This window comes from Pseudomonas umsongensis (assembly GCF_012647205.1).
Lineage (GTDB): Bacteria > Pseudomonadota > Gammaproteobacteria > Pseudomonadales > Pseudomonadaceae > Aquipseudomonas > Aquipseudomonas umsongensis.
The window spans coordinates 1,732,878-1,750,575 of the sequence record NZ_CP051487.1 but is presented as its reverse complement, the minus strand read 5'-3'; the positions used below and the strand labels follow the sequence as shown (position 1 = coordinate 1,750,575).

General features: G+C 59.9%; 18 protein-coding genes. 12 read left to right on the top strand and 6 right to left on the bottom strand.

What is annotated here, in order from left to right; genetic code table 11:
* The first annotated feature begins 135 nt into the window (after window positions 1–135).
* From HGP31_RS07935 to HGP31_RS07925, 3 genes are all read left to right on the top strand, one after another.
* Complete coding sequence (locus HGP31_RS07935; RefSeq protein ID WP_083348418.1) at window positions 136–1,494, top strand: TolC family outer membrane protein; 1,359 nt, start codon at window positions 136–138, stop codon at window positions 1,492–1,494.
* 134 nt (window positions 1,495–1,628) lie between these two features.
* Window positions 1,629–3,788: a type I secretion system permease/ATPase gene (locus HGP31_RS07930; protein ID WP_168757431.1), complete on the top strand. Its 2,160-nt coding sequence runs from the start codon at window positions 1,629–1,631 to the stop codon at window positions 3,786–3,788.
* Window positions 3,789–3,797: 9 nt separating this feature from the next.
* A complete protein-coding gene (locus tag HGP31_RS07925; protein ID WP_168757430.1) occupies window positions 3,798–5,162 on the top strand; it encodes an HlyD family type I secretion periplasmic adaptor subunit in 1,365 nt (454 codons plus the stop codon).
* A gap of 34 nt (window positions 5,163–5,196) precedes the next feature.
* Here HGP31_RS07925 and HGP31_RS07920 read toward each other — a convergent pair whose 3' ends face one another.
* Window positions 5,197–5,790: a tRNA-uridine aminocarboxypropyltransferase gene (locus tag HGP31_RS07920; protein WP_020795396.1), complete on the bottom strand. Its 594-nt coding sequence runs from the start codon at window positions 5,788–5,790 to the stop codon at window positions 5,197–5,199.
* A 5-nt stretch (window positions 5,791–5,795) separates the two neighbouring features.
* The gene (locus HGP31_RS07915; protein ID WP_007984914.1) at window positions 5,796–6,689 is read right to left on the bottom strand and encodes a LysR family transcriptional regulator; all 894 of its coding nucleotides are present in this window, start codon (window positions 6,687–6,689) and stop codon (window positions 5,796–5,798) included.
* A 335-nt stretch (window positions 6,690–7,024) separates the two neighbouring features.
* On the opposite strand from HGP31_RS07915, the gene speB reads away from it, so the two are divergent.
* The 6 genes from speB (at window position 7,025) to HGP31_RS07885 (ending at window position 12,647) form a co-directional block, all read left to right on the top strand.
* On the top strand, window positions 7,025–7,975 hold the full coding sequence (speB, locus tag HGP31_RS07910) for an agmatinase (protein WP_008060136.1): 951 nt from the start codon (window positions 7,025–7,027) through the stop codon (window positions 7,973–7,975).
* 9 nt (window positions 7,976–7,984) lie between these two features.
* Window positions 7,985–8,407, top strand: coding sequence for a YybH family protein (locus HGP31_RS07905; RefSeq protein WP_168757429.1), 423 nt, complete (start codon window positions 7,985–7,987; stop codon window positions 8,405–8,407).
* Between the two features lie 55 nt (window positions 8,408–8,462).
* A complete protein-coding gene (locus HGP31_RS07900) occupies window positions 8,463–9,974 on the top strand; it encodes a purine-cytosine permease family protein (protein ID WP_083348416.1) in 1,512 nt (503 codons plus the stop codon).
* Window positions 9,975–10,137: 163 nt separating this feature from the next.
* Window positions 10,138–11,517 (top strand): sodium:solute symporter family protein, encoded by a 1,380-nt coding sequence (locus HGP31_RS07895; protein WP_083348415.1) that lies wholly within the window; start codon window positions 10,138–10,140, stop codon window positions 11,515–11,517.
* Window positions 11,518–11,603: 86 nt separating this feature from the next.
* Window positions 11,604–12,329 (top strand): MBL fold metallo-hydrolase, encoded by a 726-nt coding sequence (locus tag HGP31_RS07890; protein WP_020795401.1) that lies wholly within the window; start codon window positions 11,604–11,606, stop codon window positions 12,327–12,329.
* 66 nt (window positions 12,330–12,395) lie between these two features.
* Window positions 12,396–12,647, top strand: coding sequence for a phosphopantetheine-containing protein (locus tag HGP31_RS07885; RefSeq protein WP_033040242.1), 252 nt, complete (start codon window positions 12,396–12,398; stop codon window positions 12,645–12,647).
* Window positions 12,648–12,731: 84 nt separating this feature from the next.
* Here HGP31_RS07885 and HGP31_RS30695 read toward each other — a convergent pair whose 3' ends face one another.
* The 3 genes from HGP31_RS30695 to HGP31_RS07875 all read right to left on the bottom strand — a co-directional run bounded on the left by HGP31_RS30695 (window position 12,732) and on the right by HGP31_RS07875 (window position 14,848).
* Entirely contained in the window at window positions 12,732–12,860 is a 129-nt protein-coding gene (locus HGP31_RS30695) for a PA1414 family protein (RefSeq protein WP_007914492.1), read from the bottom strand.
* A gap of 185 nt (window positions 12,861–13,045) precedes the next feature.
* Window positions 13,046–13,978: a DMT family transporter gene (locus HGP31_RS07880; RefSeq protein WP_020795404.1), complete on the bottom strand. Its 933-nt coding sequence runs from the start codon at window positions 13,976–13,978 to the stop codon at window positions 13,046–13,048.
* A 33-nt stretch (window positions 13,979–14,011) separates the two neighbouring features.
* Window positions 14,012–14,848, bottom strand: coding sequence for a CvfB family protein (locus HGP31_RS07875; RefSeq protein WP_020795405.1), 837 nt, complete (start codon window positions 14,846–14,848; stop codon window positions 14,012–14,014).
* A 348-nt stretch (window positions 14,849–15,196) separates the two neighbouring features.
* Between HGP31_RS07875 and HGP31_RS07870 the strand changes: the two genes are divergently transcribed.
* The 3 genes from HGP31_RS07870 to HGP31_RS07860 all read left to right on the top strand — a co-directional run bounded on the left by HGP31_RS07870 (window position 15,197) and on the right by HGP31_RS07860 (window position 17,247).
* Window positions 15,197–15,385 (top strand): hypothetical protein, encoded by a 189-nt coding sequence (locus tag HGP31_RS07870; RefSeq protein WP_020795406.1) that lies wholly within the window; start codon window positions 15,197–15,199, stop codon window positions 15,383–15,385.
* A gap of 202 nt (window positions 15,386–15,587) precedes the next feature.
* Complete coding sequence (locus HGP31_RS07865; protein ID WP_020795407.1) at window positions 15,588–16,310, top strand: TorF family putative porin; 723 nt, start codon at window positions 15,588–15,590, stop codon at window positions 16,308–16,310.
* A 76-nt stretch (window positions 16,311–16,386) separates the two neighbouring features.
* Window positions 16,387–17,247 (top strand): DUF6279 family lipoprotein, encoded by an 861-nt coding sequence (locus HGP31_RS07860; protein WP_020795408.1) that lies wholly within the window; start codon window positions 16,387–16,389, stop codon window positions 17,245–17,247.
* Between the two features lie 59 nt (window positions 17,248–17,306).
* Here HGP31_RS07860 and HGP31_RS07855 read toward each other — a convergent pair whose 3' ends face one another.
* On the bottom strand, window positions 17,307–17,696 hold the full coding sequence (locus tag HGP31_RS07855) for a transcriptional regulator (protein ID WP_168757428.1): 390 nt from the start codon (window positions 17,694–17,696) through the stop codon (window positions 17,307–17,309).
* Window positions 17,697–17,698: the final 2 nt, after the last annotated feature.

The following is a 17,698-nucleotide window of genomic DNA, read 5'->3' as shown; positions in this document are numbered from 1 at the left end:
TATGAGAAAAACTTCTTAGGTTCGCCTCAAAATGTTCTTAGCTCTCTTGTTACAAGCATGAAACGGTTTTACCTATAAATGTCGTCAAATAATTGGCGACTCATAAAGCATCATTAGGATTCAGGGAGATGAACCATGCGTCTTTTAAACCCCCTCTGCAGCGCGGTTCTGCTGGCGATTGCCTGCGGTACCCAAGCGCATGCAATGTCACTGACGGAAGCGATCCAGAGCACTATCGCCACCCACCCGGAGCTTGCATCGCGGGTGGATAGCCGTCTGTCGGCTGATGAAGATGTGAAGGTCGCCAAGGGGGGCTTTTATCCATCGGTGGACCTCAATGCCGCATACGGGCGCGGGTACAGCGACAACACCAACACCCGCGCGTTGGGTAATCACCACACAGAAATCCTCAATTACACCCAATCAGAACTGCGCCTTCGTCAAATGCTCTTCGATGGGTTCAACACCGCCAACGAAGTCGAGCGGACCAAGGGCGTCGTCAACTCCCGGGCGTACTACGCCCAAGGCACCGCCCAGGACCTGGCCCTGCGCACCGCCGAGGTTTACCTCGAAGTGCTCAAGCGCCGTGAACTGGTGACCCTGGCCAAGAACAACCTGCAAGCGCACCTGCGAGTCAACGACCAGATCGGCATGCGCACCCAGCGGGGGATCGGCAGCACCGCCGACGCCGACCAATCCACTGCCCGTCGGGCACTGGCGGAAAACAACCTCGACACCGCCGAAGTCGATTTGGCCGATGCCGAGTCGAACTTCGCCGCCGTCGTCGGGCGCCTACCCGATGAACTGGAAGCCCCGCCGTCGATCCGCGGCGAGGTGCCAGCCTCCCTGCCGGATGCCCAGCAAAGCATGGTGGAGAACAACCCCTACCTGAAATCCGCCCAGGCCGACGTGCAATCAGCCGAGAGCCAGTACGAAGTCGCCAAGTCGCCGTTCTACCCGCGCTTCGACGCCGAAGCCGCGGTGGGCGCGAACAACAACATCGCGGGCGAAGAAGGCCATGACAACGAGTGGCGGGTCGGGGTGGTGATGAACTACAACCTGTTCCGCGGCGGCAGTGACAAGGCGCGCCTGCAGTCCGATGCCCACAAGATCAATCAGGCAATGGACATTCGCAACAACGCCCTGCGCCAGCTCAACGAAAACATCCACCTGGCCTGGAACGCGATGGTCAACGCCAAGAAGCAAACCCCGACCGCCCGCGAGTATGCCGAAACCAGCCGACGCGTACGCGTGGCGTATCAGGATCAGTTCGGCCTCGGCCAACGGACCCTGCTCGACCTGCTGGACAGCGAAAACGAGCTTTACAACGCCAATCGCCGCTACACCGAAGTACGCTACACCGAGGAGTTTTCGATGTACCGGGTGCTGGCGAACATGGGTCAGTTGCTGAGCAAGCAACGCGTGGTGCTGCCCGCCGATGCAATCGCCCAGGCCGAAGTGAAAAGCGAAGCTCGCCTGCCTGAACTCAAATGACCCCCTGTAGGAGCTGCCGCAGGCTGCGATCTTTTGATCTTTTCTTTCTTAAAATCAAAGTCAAAAGATCGCAGCCTGCGGCAGCTCCTACGGGCTGATGTGCAGGTATCTATGCAATTACCGGAGCGATCAATGTGACCAGCATGGAAACCGCCAACACCGGTGTCGATCCACGCCTGAGCTTCGATGACCCACTTCTTGACGGTCTGTTGATCCTCTGCAAACTCCACGGCGCGACGGTCAGTCGCGCCAGCCTGAGTGCCGGGCTGCCTATGGCACACCAACGCCTGAGCCTGGACCTGCTGCCCCGCGCAGCGGCCCGGGCCGGATTGCAGGCGCGCCTGTTGCGCCGCGACCTCAAAGATATCTCTGCACTTAACCTGCCAGTGCTGCTGTTGCTCAACAACGGTCGTACCACCGTGCTGCGCCGCTTTGGCGAGGATGGCCGGGTCCTGGTTTTGCCCAGCGAAGCCGATGGCGGCGAACAATGGACCACGACGCAAGAGCTTGCCGGGCATTACAGTGGCCAGGCGCTGTTCGCCCGGCCACGGCATGAACTCGAAGACCTTCGTTCACCGCTGGTGCCACGGGTAGAGGCGTGGTTTCGCGACACCCTGAAGCTGTCGAAATGGTTGTACAGCGATGCGATCCTGGCGAGCTTCCTGATCAACCTGCTGGGGCTGATGGTGCCGCTGTTCGTGATGCAGACCTACGACCGCGTGGTGCCGAACCAGGCCACCTCGACCCTGTGGGTGTTGTCCATCGGCCTGCTGATCGGCACCGGTTTCGAACTGGTGCTACGGGTGGTGCGCGCGCATCTACTGGACACTGCCGGCAAGAAAACCGACGTGATTCTCTCGGCGACCCTGTTCGAACGCATCACCGGCATGGCGATGAAAGCCAAGCCTGCGACCATTGGTGGCTTTGCCCAGAGCATTCACGATTTCCAGGGCCTGCGCGAGTTCCTCACCGCCGTCACCCTCACCAGCCTGATCGACCTGCCCTTCGCACTGCTGATGCTGGTGGTGATCGGCCTGCTGGGTGGCTGGCTGGTGGTGATTCCGCTGCTGGCGTTTCCGATCACGATCATTTTCGCCATGATCATTCAGGCGCGCTTGCGTGACACCGTGCAGAGAAGCCTGGCCCTGGGCGCCGAACGCCAAGCCCTGCTGATCGAAACCCTGGGCGGCCTGGAAACCCTCAAGGCCTGCAGCGCCGAAAGCGAACGCCAGCACAAATGGGAAAGCACCCACGGCGCCCTCACCCGTCTCGACAGCCACGCGCGCAATCTCTCGGCGCTGGCCACCAATGGCACGCTGTTCATCCAACAGTTTTCCGGCATGGCCACCATCGTCGCCGGGGTCTACAGCATCATCGCCGGCAACCTCAGCGTCGGTGCGTTGGTAGCGACCTACATGCTCGGCAGTCGCGTCCTGGCGCCGCTGGGGCAAATCGCTGGCCTGATCACCCGCTACCAGCAAGCGCAACTGACCATGAAAAGCACCGACGCGCTGATGTCCCTGCCCCAGGAGCGCGATGCCAGACAACGGCCTCTGGAACGCACACAACTGCAAGGCGCCTTGGATGTGGTCGGCGTGACCTTCCACTACAACGGCCAGAACGCCCCGGCGCTGGCCAATGTCAGTTTCAGCGTGAAACCCGGCGAACGGATCGGCATCATCGGTCGCAGCGGCTCCGGCAAAAGTACCCTGGGGCGGCTGGTGATGGGGTTTTTCGAACCGGCGCAAGGCCAATTGCTGCTCGATGGCCTGGACCTGCGCCAACTGGACGTCGCCGACCTGCGCCATCAGATCGGTTACGTCGCCCATGACCTGCCGTTGCTGGCCGGCAGCCTGCGTGACAACCTGACCCTGGGCGCACGCTACATCAGTGACGCACGGATGCTCGAAGTGGCCGAACTGACCGGCGTCACCGAACTCGCCCGACAACACCCGCAAGGCTTCGACCGCCCGGTCGGCGAGCGTGGGCAACTGCTGTCCGGTGGTCAACGCCAGGCAGTATTGCTGGCCCGCGCTTTATTGCTCGACCCACCGATCATGCTGCTCGACGAGCCCACCAGTGCCATGGACAACAGCAGCGAAGACGCCTTGCGGCAAAAACTCCACGCCTGGGTCCAGGGCAAGACCCTGCTGCTGGTGACCCATCGCACCTCGATGCTCAGCCTGGTCGATCGCTTGGTGGTACTGGACAACGGGAGGATCGTCGCCGACGGCCCGAAAGAAGCGGTCATCGATGCACTGCGCAAGGGCCGAGTCGGCTCTGCGGCCGTCTAGGAGTCGCCTATGTCTGCTTCATCGAATGCTTCGAAAGCACGTGGCTACTTTGACAGCTTCGGCAAAAGTGCCGAAGCCGAGTACATGCCGGAAACGGCTGGCGCCGCTCTGCAGGACTCCCCACGCTGGTCGCGGATCACCGTATGGCTCGCCGCCGCGTTGCTGATCAGCGCCTTGGCCTGGGCCAAGTTCGCGGTACTGCAGGAAGTCACCATGGGCGAAGGCAAGGCGATTCCGTCGAGCAAGGTCCAGGTGATCCAGAACCTTGAGGGCGGCATCGTCACCGAGATCTTCGTGCGTGAAGGGCAAATGGTGAACAAGGGCGATACCCTGCTACGCCTGGATGACACGCGCTACCTGTCGAACAAGGGCGAAAGCGAGGTCGATCGTTACGCGCTGACCGCTCAGGTCGAACGCCTGTCGGCCGAAGCCGAAGGACGGCCATTCAAGCTGTCGGAAGAGGTGATAGCCAAGGCGCCGCAAGTCGCCGAAGACGAACGCTCGCTGTACGAACAGCGCCAACGCCGACTGGCCAGCGAACAACGCACGTTGACCGAACAACTGCGGCAAAAAACCCAGGAACTGGCGGAGTTTCGTTCCAAAGCCGGGCAGTACGGCTCCAGCCTGGCGTTGGTCAACCAGGAGATGGCGATGTCCGAGCCCCTGGTCAAGACCGGCGCCGTGTCGCCGGTGGAGATCCTGCGGCTCAAGCGCAGCGCGGTGGAAATCCGCGGTTCACTGAACGCCACTACCCTGGCCATTCCCCGGGCGGAATCGGCCATTGCCGAGATCCGCAGCAAGATCGACGAGTCCGAACAGTCGTTCCGCTCGGATGCAGCGAAAGAGCTGAATGAGAAACGCACCGACCTGTCGAAAATCACGGCCTCGAGCATTGCCATCGACGACCGCGTGACCCGCACTACCGTGGCCTCGCCGGTCAAGGGCATTATCAAGCTGTTGAAGGTCAACACCATCGGCGGTGTGGTCCAGCCCGGCAGTGACATGGTGGAAATCGTACCGCTGGAAGACAACCTGCTGATCGAGGCCAAGGTTCGACCACAGGACGTGGCGTTCCTGCATCCGGGCCAGAAAGCCATGGTCAAGTTCAGTGCCTACGACTACACGATCTACGGTGGCCTGAGTGCCAAGCTGGAATTGATCGGTGCCGACACCATCACCGACGACAAGGGCAACAGCTTTTACCTGATCCAGGTGCGCACCGATAAAAACCACCTTGGCGGGGACGCGAAACCATTGCTGATCATTCCGGGGATGGTGGCGACGGTGGATATCATTACCGGGGAAAAGACGGTGCTGGACTACCTGCTTAAACCGGTGCTGAAAGCACGGACCGAGGCGATGCGCGAGCGCTAGCTACCGATCGTTCCCACGCTCTGCGTGGGAACGATCAGTGAGTGTGATTGCGTAGGAAAGTCTCCTCCCCCATCGCCGCAATCTGCCCCTCGATCAGTGCTTCAAACGGCTTGAGCAACGGCGCAAACGAGGTCGGCGCCTCTAGAGTTTCCAGCGCCTGCACTATCGCCTCCACCGTCGACAAAGCCCCGGGCCCTGGCGCCTTGCGCAGTCGATAGCGGGACACGCCACCCTCGGCCAGGGTTACCCTGGGCAGCGCCGCCAGCAACGGGTTCAAGTGCAACATCTTGCGCGCCTTGCGCCAGGTTCCGTCCGGGACCACCAGCAACAGCGGCTCATCGGATGCGGTATACGCCTGCATCGGATGCGCATCCTCGCCGGGAAACAACAACCGCGCCTGATAGCCCGTCTGACTTAATAACCTCGGCAGATCCTCGAACACCTCACCGACGATCAGCTCGGCGTTCTTCAACCCAAGCGCCGCCAACCGCGCGGTGTTCAGCGCATGGTTCACTTCGCTCGGGTGTTGCAGCAGCAACACTCGGGTGCGGCTGTCGAGGCTGGGGATCAGCGGGCACAGGCAATGGCTCTGAGGACGCAGGCAGCGGGGGCATTGAATTCTCGGCATCTTCTTCACGCCTGGTTGAGTTGTGCTTTGAGCAAATCGCGAAAGGTCTGGATCAACGGCTCGCGACTACGCCCCCGGCGCACGATCATCGAGAACGGAGCCTGATAACCGAAGGTCGCCGGCAGCAACACACGCAGGTCACCCTTGTCGGCCCACGCCTGGGCATAGTGTTCCGGCAAGTAACCGATGTAGGCGCCGGACAGCACCAGAATCAGCTGCGCCTCCATACTCTCCACGGTCGCGGCACTGTGCTTGAAGCCGTGACGGGCCAGCTCGGCCTGACTCCAGTAGCCTCGGCCGACCATACGTTGCTGGGTGATGACTTGCTCGGGAATGCGCCGTTCATTGAACAACGGGTGCCGCGTGCTGCAATACAACCAGTGCTGTTCGCGGTACAGCGGCATGTACACCAGACCGCTCATGCGCGTGGAAAACGCGCCGATGGCCAGGTCGAGGCGGTTGTCCTGCACACCCAGTTGCAGTTCATAGGGGCTCATCACCGACAAGTGCAAGTGCACCGCCGGGTGCTCCTGGCTGTAGGCGCCAATGGCTTCGGCGAACGGCAAGGCTTTGTCGCTGACCGTGGAGTCGATCACCCCCAGGTTCAGCGTGCCACGCAACTCGCCCTTGAGCGCGGCGGCGTATTGTTCGAAACCTTCGAGCTCACCTAGCAAACGCAGGGTTTCCTGATGAAACAGCTCACCCTTGCTGGTCAGGCTGAACCCGCCACGGCCGCGATGACACAGCACCAGCCCCAGGGCGGATTCGAGCTGGCTCATGTAGGTGCTGATGGCTGACGTCGAAAGGTTGAGCTCTTGCTGGGCGTTGGCGAAGCCCTGATGGCGGACCACGCTGACGAAAATGCGCAAAAGTTTCAGGTCGGGTAAAGCGTTGGCCATGGGGGCTCCGATTACAAAATAGCGCGTGATGCTCATGGCGATGGAGATCAACTGTGGGAGCGGGCTTGCTCGCGAAGGCGGTGTATCAGGCAACATTGATATCGACTGACACGACGCCTTCGCGAGCAAGCCCGCTCCCACATGGGTTGCGGCGTTCAACCTGTGAAGTCTATCTCTCCCACTTCCATTAGTTTAGAAAAATCTGAACTAAGTATTTGCCCGTAGCGATTCTTCCCGGCCACTACATTTCGCAGAATCGCTGCCACAAGGTTCGCCCGTGCCCTCCGTGAACGGCGAAACCCAATAAATAAAACAACGACGATGAGGCCTTACCCGTGGACAAGATTCTTCACCAACCACTGGGCGGCAACGAAATGCCGCGCTTCGGCGGCATCGCCACCATGATGCGACTCCCCCACGTACCGACCGCTGCAGGTCTGGACGCCGCTTTTGTCGGCGTGCCGCTGGACATCGGTACTTCCCTGCGCCCTGGAACCCGCTTCGGGCCTCGCGAAATTCGCGCTGAATCGGTGATGATTCGCCCGTACAACATGGCCACTGGCGCTGCGCCGTTCGATTCGCTGTCAGTTGCCGATATCGGCGACGTGGCGATCAACACCTTCAACCTGCTGGATGCCGTACGGATCATCGAAGAATCCTACGACAATATCCTCGAACACGATGTGATCCCCCTGACGCTGGGTGGCGACCACACCATCACCTTGCCGATCCTGCGTGCCATCCATAAAAAGCACGGCAAGGTCGGCCTGGTGCATATCGACGCCCACGCCGATGTGAACGATCACATGTTCGGCGAGAAAATCGCCCACGGCACCACGTTCCGTCGCGCCGTCGAAGAAGGCCTTATCGACCCGGACCGTGTGGTCCAGATCGGTCTGCGCGCCCAGGGCTACACCGCTGACGATTTCAACTGGAGCCGTAACCAGGGCTTCCGCGTGGTTCAGGCCGAAGAGTGCTGGCACAAATCCCTGGCCCCCCTGATGGCCGAAGTGCGCGAGAAAGTCGGCGGCGGTCCGGTGTACCTGAGCTTCGACATCGACGGTATCGACCCGGCCTGGGCACCTGGCACCGGCACCCCGGAAATCGGTGGCCTGACGACCATTCAGGCAATCGAGATCGTTCGTGGCTGCCAAGGCCTGGACCTGGTCGGTTGCGATCTGGTAGAAGTCTCGCCCGCTTACGACACCACCGGCAACACCTCGCTGCTGGCCGCCAACCTGCTGTACGAAATGCTCTGCGTACTGCCTGGTGTGGTCCATCGCTGAGTATCGGTCATGAATGAACGCGATCAGGTATTGAAAGCGGCTGCCGATCTGGTATCCGCCTTCGCCCGCAACGATCGCGAAGCCTACTTCGGCGCGTTCAGCGCCGATGCCAGCTTCGTCTTCTACACCCTCAAACAGCCCCTGCTGTCGCGCGATGCCTACCAGGCATTGTGGGACAGCTGGCGCGCCGAGGACGGCTTCGAGGTGCTCTCATGCACCTCGAGCAACGCTTTCGTCAGCCTGCAGGGTGACGCGGCGATTTTCATCCATGACGTGGCCACCGAGCTGCGCATGCAAGGGGAGCAGCACTTTAGCCAGGAGCGCGAGACGATTGTTTTCAGGAAACAAGCGTCTGGCCAAGAACAACAAGGCCTATGGCTGGCCTGCCACGAACATTTGTCCGCGATGCCGGAAGGGCTGCCATCCCCTTAGCCAACACAGGTGACGCTCACGCACGATGAGCGCGCCTTTATGATCGGAGCAGATCATGAATAACAACAACAACGACCAAAGCCTTACGCAAATTGAAACCCACGGGGTCGAACAGATCCCGGACAACGAACGCACCGCAGGCCCGACGGACTTGTTCCGGATGATCTTCGGGGGTTCCAACACCTTTGCCACCGCCGTACTTGGCAGCTTCCCGGTGCTGTTTGGCCTGTCCTTTCAGGCGGGCGTGCTGGCGATTGTGCTGGGCGTGTTGCTGGGTTCGCTGATCCTCGCGCCGATGGGCCTGTTCGGCCCGATCAACGGGACCAACAACGCCGTGTCTTCCGGTGCGCACTTCGGCGTGCACGGGCGGATCGTCGGTTCGTTCCTGTCGCTGTTGACCGCCATCGCCTTCTTCTCGCTGTCGGTGTGGAGTTCGGGTGATGCGCTGATCGGTGGCGCCAAACGCCTGATCGGCCTGCCGGAAACCGACCTGACCCTGGGCCTGGCCTACGGTCTGTTCGCGATCCTGGTGCTGACCGTTTGCATCTATGGTTTCCGTTTCCTGCTGTGGGTCAACAAGATCGCCGTGTGGAGCGCCAGCCTGCTGTTCCTGCTGGGCGTCTTCGCTTTCGCCGGTCCCTTCGATGTGAACTACGCCGGCACCGTGAACATGGGACAACCGGGTTTCTGGGCGGCGTTTATCGGCGCCGCGCTGGTGGCCATGAGCAACCCGATCTCCTTCGGGGCGTTCCTGGGCGACTGGTCGCGCTACATTCCGCGTGAGACCTCCAAGCGCCGGATCATGGCAGCGGTAGTGATTTCGCAGATCGCGACCTTCATCCCGTTCCTGTTCGGCCTGACCACCGCCACCATCGTAGCGATCAAGGCACCGGACTATATCGCGGCCAACAACTATGTCGGCGGCTTGCTGGCGGTATCGCCGAGCTGGTTCTTCCTGCCTGTCTGCCTGATTGCGGTGATCGGCGGCATGTCCACGGGTACGACTTCGCTGTACGGCACTGGCCTGGACATGTCCAGCGTGTTCCCCCGGGTACTGTCGCGGGTCAAGGCCACGCTGCTGATCGGTGTGATGTCGATTGCCTTCATCTTCATCGGTCGCTTCGCGGCGAACCTGGTGCAGAGCGTCTCGACCTTCGCCGTGCTGATCATCACCTGCACCACCCCCTGGATGGTGATCATGATCATCGGCCTGCTGGTGCGTCGCGGCTTCTACTGCCCGGATGACCTGCAAGTGTTTACCCGTGGCGAGAAAGGTGGCCGCTACTGGTTCACCCACGGCTGGAACTGGCGTGGCCTGGGTGCCTGGATCCCGAGCGCGGCTGTCGGCCTGTGCTTCGTGAACCTGCCGGGGCAATTCGTCGGACCACTGGGCGAAATGGCTGGCGGTATCGACATCAGCCTGCCGGTCACCCTGGGCCTGGCCTCGCTGGTGTACCTGGCGCTGCTGAGCCTGTTTCCGGAATCGAGCGCGGTGTTCGGACCCAATGATTCACGCAGCAAGCGCACAAGCATTACGACAAAACCTGATCTGCGTCAGCCGGCCTGACGCAGATCCACCTGTGGGAGCGGGCTTGCTCGCGAAGACGGCGGCACATTCAACCCTGATGTGACTGACAGACCGCTTTCGCGAGCAGGCTCGCTCCCACAGAAAGCATCCCCACAGAAACGCTTTTGTTTCACATAAAAAAGACAATCGGAGACACGCCACAATGGCTTTGGATTTATTCGTCGTACTCATCTACGCCGCCGCGATGCTGATACTCGGCTATTACGGCATGCGCAAGGCCAAGACCAACGAAGACTTTTTGGTCGCCGGTCGTAACCTCGGCCCGAGCCTGTACATGGGCACCATGGCTGCCACCGTCCTGGGCGGCGCGTCCACCGTGGGCACCGTGCGCCTGGGCTACGTGCATGGCATCTCCGGTTTCTGGCTGTGCGCCGCACTGGGTTGCGGGATCGTCGCGCTGAACCTGTTCCTCGCCAAACCGCTGTTGAAACTGAAGATCTACACCGTCACCCAGGTGCTGGAAAAACGCTACAACCCGATGGCGCGCTCCGCGAGCGCGGCAATCATGCTGGCGTACGCGCTGATGATCGGCGTGACCTCGATCCTGGCCATCGGCACCGTGCTGCAAGTGCTGTTCGGCCTGCCGTTCTGGGTCTCGGTCCTGCTCGGCGGTGGCGTCGTGGTGGTCTATTCGGCCATTGGCGGCATGTGGTCGCTGACCCTGACCGACATCGTCCAGTTCGTCATCAAGACCGTGGGCCTGATGTTCATCCTGTTGCCAATCTGCCTGTACCGCGTCGGCGGTTGGGATGAACTGGTGTTGAAACTGCCGGCGGCAAGCTTCAGCTTCACCACCATCGGCTGGGACACCATCATCACCTACTTCATGATCTACTTCTTTGGCATCCTGATCGGCCAGGACATCTGGCAACGGGTGTTCACCGTCAAGACCGCCAAGGTGGCCCAGGTCGCCGGTACGTTCGCCGGTGTCTACTGCATTCTCTATGGTCTGGCCTGCGCCCTGATCGGCATGGCCGCTCACGTCCTGATCCCGGACCTGGACAACGTCAACAACGCTTTCGCCGCCATCGTCAAACTGTCCCTGCCGGACGGTATCCGCGGCCTGGTGATCGCTGCCGCACTGGCTGCCATGATGTCCACCGCCAGCGCCGGCCTGCTCGCCGCCGCTACCACCCTGACCGAAGACCTGCTGCCAAAACTGCGCGGCGGCAAACAGTCGAGCCTGGGCCTGAACCGCCTGGTTACCCTGCTGACCGGTGTCGTGGTGTTGGGTATCGCCTTGGTCGTAAACGACGTGATCAGCGCCCTGACCCTGGCCTACAACCTGTTGGTGGGCGGCATGCTGGTTCCGCTGATTGGCGCTATCTTCTGGAAACGCGCCACCACCGCCGGCGCCATCGCCAGCATGGGCCTGGGATTCGCCACCGCACTGGTGTTCATGTTCAAGGACGGCCTGGACGCCAATACGCCGATCTACTACAGCCTCGCCGTAGGCCTGGTGAGCTTCGTGGTGGTCAGCCTGTTGTCCCCTCGCCCCGCGATGCAGGCAAGCGCCGCCTAAGCTGAAACATAACGACTTGATGCTTTCTTCGACGAGTGTGGCGTCGGTTGCCACACTCGTTTTTTTTCGCTTGAAGGAAACTGCCCATGAAGATCGTCAGCCGCGATCACTGGTTCGAAGTCAAACAGCTCAGTGATGGCATCCGCCTGATTCACGAGCCTTACATTCGCCCCTTCTATCGCTGCAACCTCTGGCACATACAAGGCCGCGACAAAGACCTGCTACTCGACAGCGGCTCGGGGCTGGTCAGCCTGCGCGAACAACTGCCGTGGATTACCGAGCGACCCTTGGTGGCAGTGGCCAGTCACTGCCATTTCGACCACATTGCCGGGCATCACGAATTCGCCGAGCGCCTTGTACACCCGGCCGAAGCGGACATCCTCGCCGCGCCGGACGGCGAAAACGACTTGAGCAAAGCCTTTGTCGGCGATGACATGTTCGAAGCGCACCCCGACTGCCCATTGTGCTACGCCGAGTATCGGGTCAAGGCTGCACCGGCCACCGCCACGATCGACGAAGGCGACGTACTGGACCTGGGTAATCGGGTCTTGCAAGTGCTGCACACCCCCGGCCACTCCCCTGGCGGCATCAGCCTGTACGAAGCGGCCACCGAGACCCTGTTCAGCGGCGACATCATCTACGATGGGCCGTTGATCGAAGACGCCTACCACTCCAACCTCGATGATTACGCACGCAGTTTGCAGCGCTTGCGCGCCCTGCCGATCCGTACGGTACATGGCGGGCACTTCGGCAGTTTTTCCGGGGACCATCTGCGGCACATGATTGACCAGTGGCAGCGCTCACACGCCTGAAGCCTGCTGTACTCAACCTCTGGAACAACCAGCAGGGACAGTCACCACAATCGTAGAAGACCCGCCATGAAGAAAGCTGCCGTGCGTGCCGCTGTACATCACTTCATCAGCCGTCTGCTGGAAGGCCAGGTTGACTTCGACGACAACGCCAGCCTGGCGCAGTTGGGATTGGATAAAGCGGATATCGAAGACTTGATCTTCCATCTCGAAGACGAACTTGGCTTGACGGCTTTCACCGCCGAGGAAGACCAGATGCTCAAGACCGCCAGGACGGCGAACGACTTGAGCCGGTTCTTGATGGAGATCGGTCGGCATTGACCTGGCCGATCTTCCTGCACGCATCACTGCGCATGGAGCAGCGAGCAGCAGCCCTTGGCTGCTGCTGCAAAGACGGCGTCGCGATTACCGGCGACGCTGCTGGCGTCGGCGCTGTTCGTCGTCGGTGCGAATAGGCACAGGTTGCAGAGGCGGTTCGATCAAACCGAGTGCAACACCCAAGTCGTGCAGCCAGTTTTGAATTTTCTCTTTCATGATGCCCCCTTCAGGGTAGTGCCGGGCGACCGGAATTCTGTAGCCGCTTCGCACTGATAATAGTCCGAAGTGTCGAGCAATGCTCGTCGAACATCACAACGATCTGTTACTGAATGGATCACAATCCGACGGCCTGACTTCATCTTGGCGCATCACAGACCGCGGGCGGCCTGCATGCCAGCCGTTCAAGCCTGCCCAAGGACCCTGCGCAACCGGCGACGTACCCACTGTTCAGCGCTGACGAAGGTAATCCCCAGCAACACCAGCACGGCACCGATGACGAAGTTGAGGCTCAGCGCCTCCCCCAGCAGGACAACCCCGAACGTGACGCCAAACAAGGGCGTCATGAATGAAAAAACCGCGAGGTTGGCCGCCAGATAACGGCGCAGCAACCAGAACCAGACCAGATAGCTGAAGAACGACACCACGATGCCCTGGAACAGCACACTGGCCAGCGCGACGCCGGTCAAGCTGACATGGGTAATCTGGCCGCTGAGCAATGCAATCAGCAGCAGGCCGACAAAACCGACGATCAACTGGTAAAACAAAGTCAGGGTCACCGGCGCCTCCGACAGACGCGACGCGCGCACCACCACAGTGGTCGCCCCCCAGCAAGCCCCCGCCAGTACCCCCAACGCATCGCCCAGCAACATGCGGCGATCGAGGTTATCCCAGGACACCCCTGCAGCAAACGCAATGCCGATCCCGACGAAGGCCAGGAAAATGCCCAGCCATTGCACAGGCCGCAGACGCTCACTCGGCAGCAACCAGTGCACGCCCAACGCCGTAAAAATCGGCGCGGTGTAGAGGAACACCGACATGTGCGCCGCCGTGGTCAATTGCAAGCCTTCGGAAATGAACAGGAACTCCAGGCCAAACAAGGCCCCGGCCAACAGCCCGCCACGCCAGGTGGCGCCTACCTGATCCCAGCCGCCCTTCCAGCAGATCAACAACCCCACCAGCAGCGCGGACATACCCGAACGCCCCGCTGCCTGCATGACCGGCGCAATATCGGGCGCCGCCCACTTGATCATCACCTGCTGGATGCCCCAGACCAGGCACAACCCCACCATCACTTGCAGGGCAAATCCATCGGCGCTGCGCCGGGTGGCGCTCACCCTGATACCTCGACATCAAAGCACATGGGCGACTCAGCTCAATTCGATACGATCGGCATGAATCACGATCTGGCCGTTCTTGTACAACGCGCCGATAGCCTTTTTGAAGTTGCCCTTGCTGACGCCGAACATGCTGCTGATCAGGGTCGGATCGCTTTTGTCGCTGACTGCCAGGCTGCCGTTGTTCTCGCGTAACTTGGCGAGGATCTTGGAGTTCAGGCTACTGGCCGCTTCGACGCCTACGGGCTGCAGGCTCAGGCTGATCTTGCCGTCGCTACGAACTTCCTTGATGAAGCCCTTCTCTTCCTTGCCAGCGCGCATGAACTTGAAGATTTCGTTCTTGTGAATCAGGCCCCAGTGCTTGTTGTTAATGATGGCCTTGAAACCCATGTCGGTGGCTTCGGCCACCAGCAAGTCAACTTCCTGGCCTGGGGTGTAGTTGGCGGGCGTCTTGTCCAGGTACCGATCCAGGCGCGCGGTCGCCGTAATGCGACGGGTATGCTTGTCGAGGTAGACATGCACCACGGCGTATTCCCCGGCCGTCATCTGGCGTTTTTCTTCCGAATACGGCAGCAGCAGGTCTTTGGGCAGCCCCCAATCCAGGAATACGCCAATGCTGTTGACTTCCACAACTTTCAAACTGGCGAATTCACCGACTTGAACTTTCGGCTTTTCAGTCGTTGCGATGAGTTTGTCATCGCTGTCCAGATAAACAAAAACGTTTAGCCAGTCTTCATCTTCACTGGGAATATCTTTTGGAATATAACGATTAGGCAACAGGATTTCGCCATCCGCGCCACCGTCCAGATATAAACCGAAGTTAGTGTGTTTAACTACTTGCAAACTGTTGTAACGCCCGACTAAAGCCATGTCCAATACCCTCATTGCGTGGCGGCATTCTACCCGGTTTTAGCGGCCAGGATCGCCAGTCAGCCCGATGGCGCCAGAAATTCCCTGCAAAGCCTTAGTTTTTCCCGGTTTTGCCATTTTCTGGCCGCCGCTCGTCAGACCGGAGCGGCGATTGTCCTTGCCGCCCGCCCAAGGCGAAAACGCTCTATTTTCACCAGGTTCTTAGTTAAAACAGCGGCTTAGGGCGATATTTCAAAATACAACTTACCAATTATGGCCCCCCGCTCAATGTGCCCCAGCGGATATTTGCCAAGCAAATAGGCAGTTAATCCTGTACGATGCCTGGCCAAGTTAATTTTCTACAGGTTAATGGCCGCCATGCGCGTAAAAGCATCCAACAGCAAAGCAAAGCCAGCTCCAGCCGTCGAAACCAGCGAATCGATCAACAACCAGATCGCTGCGTTCCTCAAATCCGGTGGTGAAATCCAGCAAATTGCCAAAGGTGTCAGCGGCCAGTCGTTCGGCCCATCCAAGCAGATCACCCTGGGCAAGAAGTAATAGCCTGCGCTGCACCTGGTCCCTAAGCGCTTTGAGCTTCGAAGCGCTTGGACTGGAACCTGGCAACATCCTCGCCTGACCCTCCTTTCTTGTAAAAATCGACGAACGGCCTACGCGGCTAATTATTCGTCGGTATCCTTGCACGCGTCTAGATCAAGCGTTTCAGCAGGCCTTAGCCTGTCCGCAGTTCATGGAGTGACGCATGCGCACACCTTCTTTTTTATCCTTGCTGCTCGGCGGCCTGCTGGCGAGCCAGGCGGTGCACGGGCAAATCTTTCAACGCGAGTTGGGGGATTTCGACCTCAAGCTCGGGAGCAGTCCCAGCCGCAGCATGGCCCAAGGCCTCGTCAAGCCATCGGCCATCGGCTCGTTCCATGGCGGCCTGGACCTGACCCATGACAGCGGTTTCTACGTCGGCCAATGGTCGCCGAGCATGGGCATCAGCCCGGGAAAAAACCTTGAAATCGACTCTTACGCGGGCTTCAAGCAACCCTTCGACCAGGTCCTCGGCTACGAAGTGGGCATCATCCATTACAGCTACCCCGAAGTTGCGACCCTCGACAGCCAGGAAATCTTCGGTGGCCTGACCCTGCTGGGCAGCCGCTTCGGCGCAGCCTTGAGCAACGATCCAGACAAGCAGAACAGCACGCTGTTTGCCGACCTGCGCGGCAACCAGCCGTTCGGCATCGGCGTCAGCATGAAATACACCACCCATCAGTTGAACACGCCGGTCGCCGTGGACGGTGGGTATGTCGGCAGCTTCACCGATTGGTCGGTAAAACTGTCCCGACCGTTCATGGGCATCGACCTCGATTTAATCTATAGCGATTCCAGCCTCAGCGGCAGCTATTGTTCAGCCTATACCGGGCAAAACAGCCAGTGCGACGCACTCCTCACCCTCAAGGCCGAACACACCTTCTACTGATGGGCTGAACTGCCGGGTTCATTGCGCGTTCAGATGAGAATCAGCGCCAGAAACCAGGCTTCGCAAGGATTCGCCCATGTCACGCTGGATCAAACACATTGCCTTTGTGCTCATGTTCACCCTCGCCCTCGGCGCGTGCAACCGCATGGGCCTGGCTTATCGCAACCTCGACGTGATCATTCCCTGGACGCTCAGCGATTACCTGGACATGAACGGCGAGCAGAAAAGCTGGCTCAATGAACGCCTGAAGGAACACCTGAGCTGGCATTGCACGACACAAATGCCGGGTTATCTCGACTGGCTGGACCGCTTGCAGACCATGATCGCGACCAATCAGGTCACCGATGACGCACTGAAGGCGCGAACGGCGGAGGCCGAAAAAGCGATTGCCGAAACAGCCCGGGAAATCACCCCGTCAGCCATCGAATTGCTGCAAGGCCTGGACGACAATCAGGTCGCGGAAATGAATGAGGCCTTCGCCAAGGACCAGCGCAAGCGCCAGGAGCGATACGTGAAACCACCGCTGGACCAGCAGATAAAACAGCGTGGCGAGCGCATGGTGAAGCGCCTGAATGAATGGCTCGGACCACTCGGCCCCTCGCAACAACAGCGAGTCATGGCCTGGTCGAATGCCTTGGGCGACCAGAACACCGAGTGGATTGCCAACCGCGTCCACTGGCAGAAACAGTTCAGTGCCGCCGTGGCGCAGCGCCAGGCACCACAATTCCCACAGCGAATCGAGACGCTCCTGGTCAACCGCGAAAGCTTATGGACACCCGCCTATCGACAGGCCTTCGCCAACACCGAAGCCCAGGCGCGGGCGCTGTTTGTGGATTTGATGGCGCAAAGTACGCCACAACAACGTGAGCGTTTGTTGACGAAGATCGAGGGCGTGAAGAAGGATTTCAGTGATTTGAAGTGTCTCAGATCAGGTTGAATGCCACGTATACATCGTGGGAGCGAGCCAGCTCGCTCCCACAGGAGCATTAAATACAATCAGGCAATCTGCGCTTTGGAAGCCACTTCATCAAACGTCAATTCGTTTAATGCGTCCTCCTGCTCGTCCAGCACCTGACGCGGATGCTCATCGCCCGGAATACTGCTGTCAATCAGGCTCAACAGCCTCGAACCACGCATCGTTAAAATGTAGTTCGAACCGGTACCGCCCTGCTCTTCGGGCCGCGGCTTGATATAACCGCGCATTAACAGTAACTTTTCATACTCGCCGGCCACCGCCTTAAGGTGGTCCAGGTTTTCAGGCTGCTCACCTTCAGCGGCTTTCTGCGCGGCGTACTGTTCGGCGTAGTGGCGCGGGGTAAAGCTAGCCTCACCGTTCTGCACTTCATGCAGCAAGCGCTCAATCAAATCCCAGTTATAAGTCATCATCC

Coding starts and splice junctions, on each gene's coding strand:
- HGP31_RS07935 (WP_083348418.1), top strand. CDS start 136: ATGCGTCTTTTAAACCCCCTCTGCAGCGCGGTTCTGCTGGCGATTGCC.
- HGP31_RS07925 (WP_168757430.1), top strand. CDS start 3,798: ATGTCTGCTTCATCGAATGCTTCGAAAGCACGTGGCTACTTTGACAGC.
- HGP31_RS07920 (WP_020795396.1), bottom strand. CDS start 5,790: ATGCCGAGAATTCAATGCCCCCGCTGCCTGCGTCCTCAGAGCCATTGC.
- HGP31_RS07915 (WP_007984914.1), bottom strand. CDS start 6,689: ATGGCCAACGCTTTACCCGACCTGAAACTTTTGCGCATTTTCGTCAGC.
- HGP31_RS07905 (WP_168757429.1), top strand. CDS start 7,985: ATGAATGAACGCGATCAGGTATTGAAAGCGGCTGCCGATCTGGTATCC.
- HGP31_RS07900 (WP_083348416.1), top strand. CDS start 8,463: ATGAATAACAACAACAACGACCAAAGCCTTACGCAAATTGAAACCCAC.
- HGP31_RS07895 (WP_083348415.1), top strand. CDS start 10,138: ATGGCTTTGGATTTATTCGTCGTACTCATCTACGCCGCCGCGATGCTG.
- HGP31_RS07890 (WP_020795401.1), top strand. CDS start 11,604: ATGAAGATCGTCAGCCGCGATCACTGGTTCGAAGTCAAACAGCTCAGT.
- HGP31_RS07885 (WP_033040242.1), top strand. CDS start 12,396: ATGAAGAAAGCTGCCGTGCGTGCCGCTGTACATCACTTCATCAGCCGT.
- HGP31_RS30695 (WP_007914492.1), bottom strand. CDS start 12,860: ATGAAAGAGAAAATTCAAAACTGGCTGCACGACTTGGGTGTTGCACTC.
- HGP31_RS07875 (WP_020795405.1), bottom strand. CDS start 14,848: ATGGCTTTAGTCGGGCGTTACAACAGTTTGCAAGTAGTTAAACACACT.
- HGP31_RS07870 (WP_020795406.1), top strand. CDS start 15,197: ATGGCCGCCATGCGCGTAAAAGCATCCAACAGCAAAGCAAAGCCAGCT.
- HGP31_RS07865 (WP_020795407.1), top strand. CDS start 15,588: ATGCGCACACCTTCTTTTTTATCCTTGCTGCTCGGCGGCCTGCTGGCG.
- HGP31_RS07860 (WP_020795408.1), top strand. CDS start 16,387: ATGTCACGCTGGATCAAACACATTGCCTTTGTGCTCATGTTCACCCTC.
- HGP31_RS07855 (WP_168757428.1), bottom strand. CDS start 17,696: ATGATGACTTATAACTGGGATTTGATTGAGCGCTTGCTGCATGAAGTG.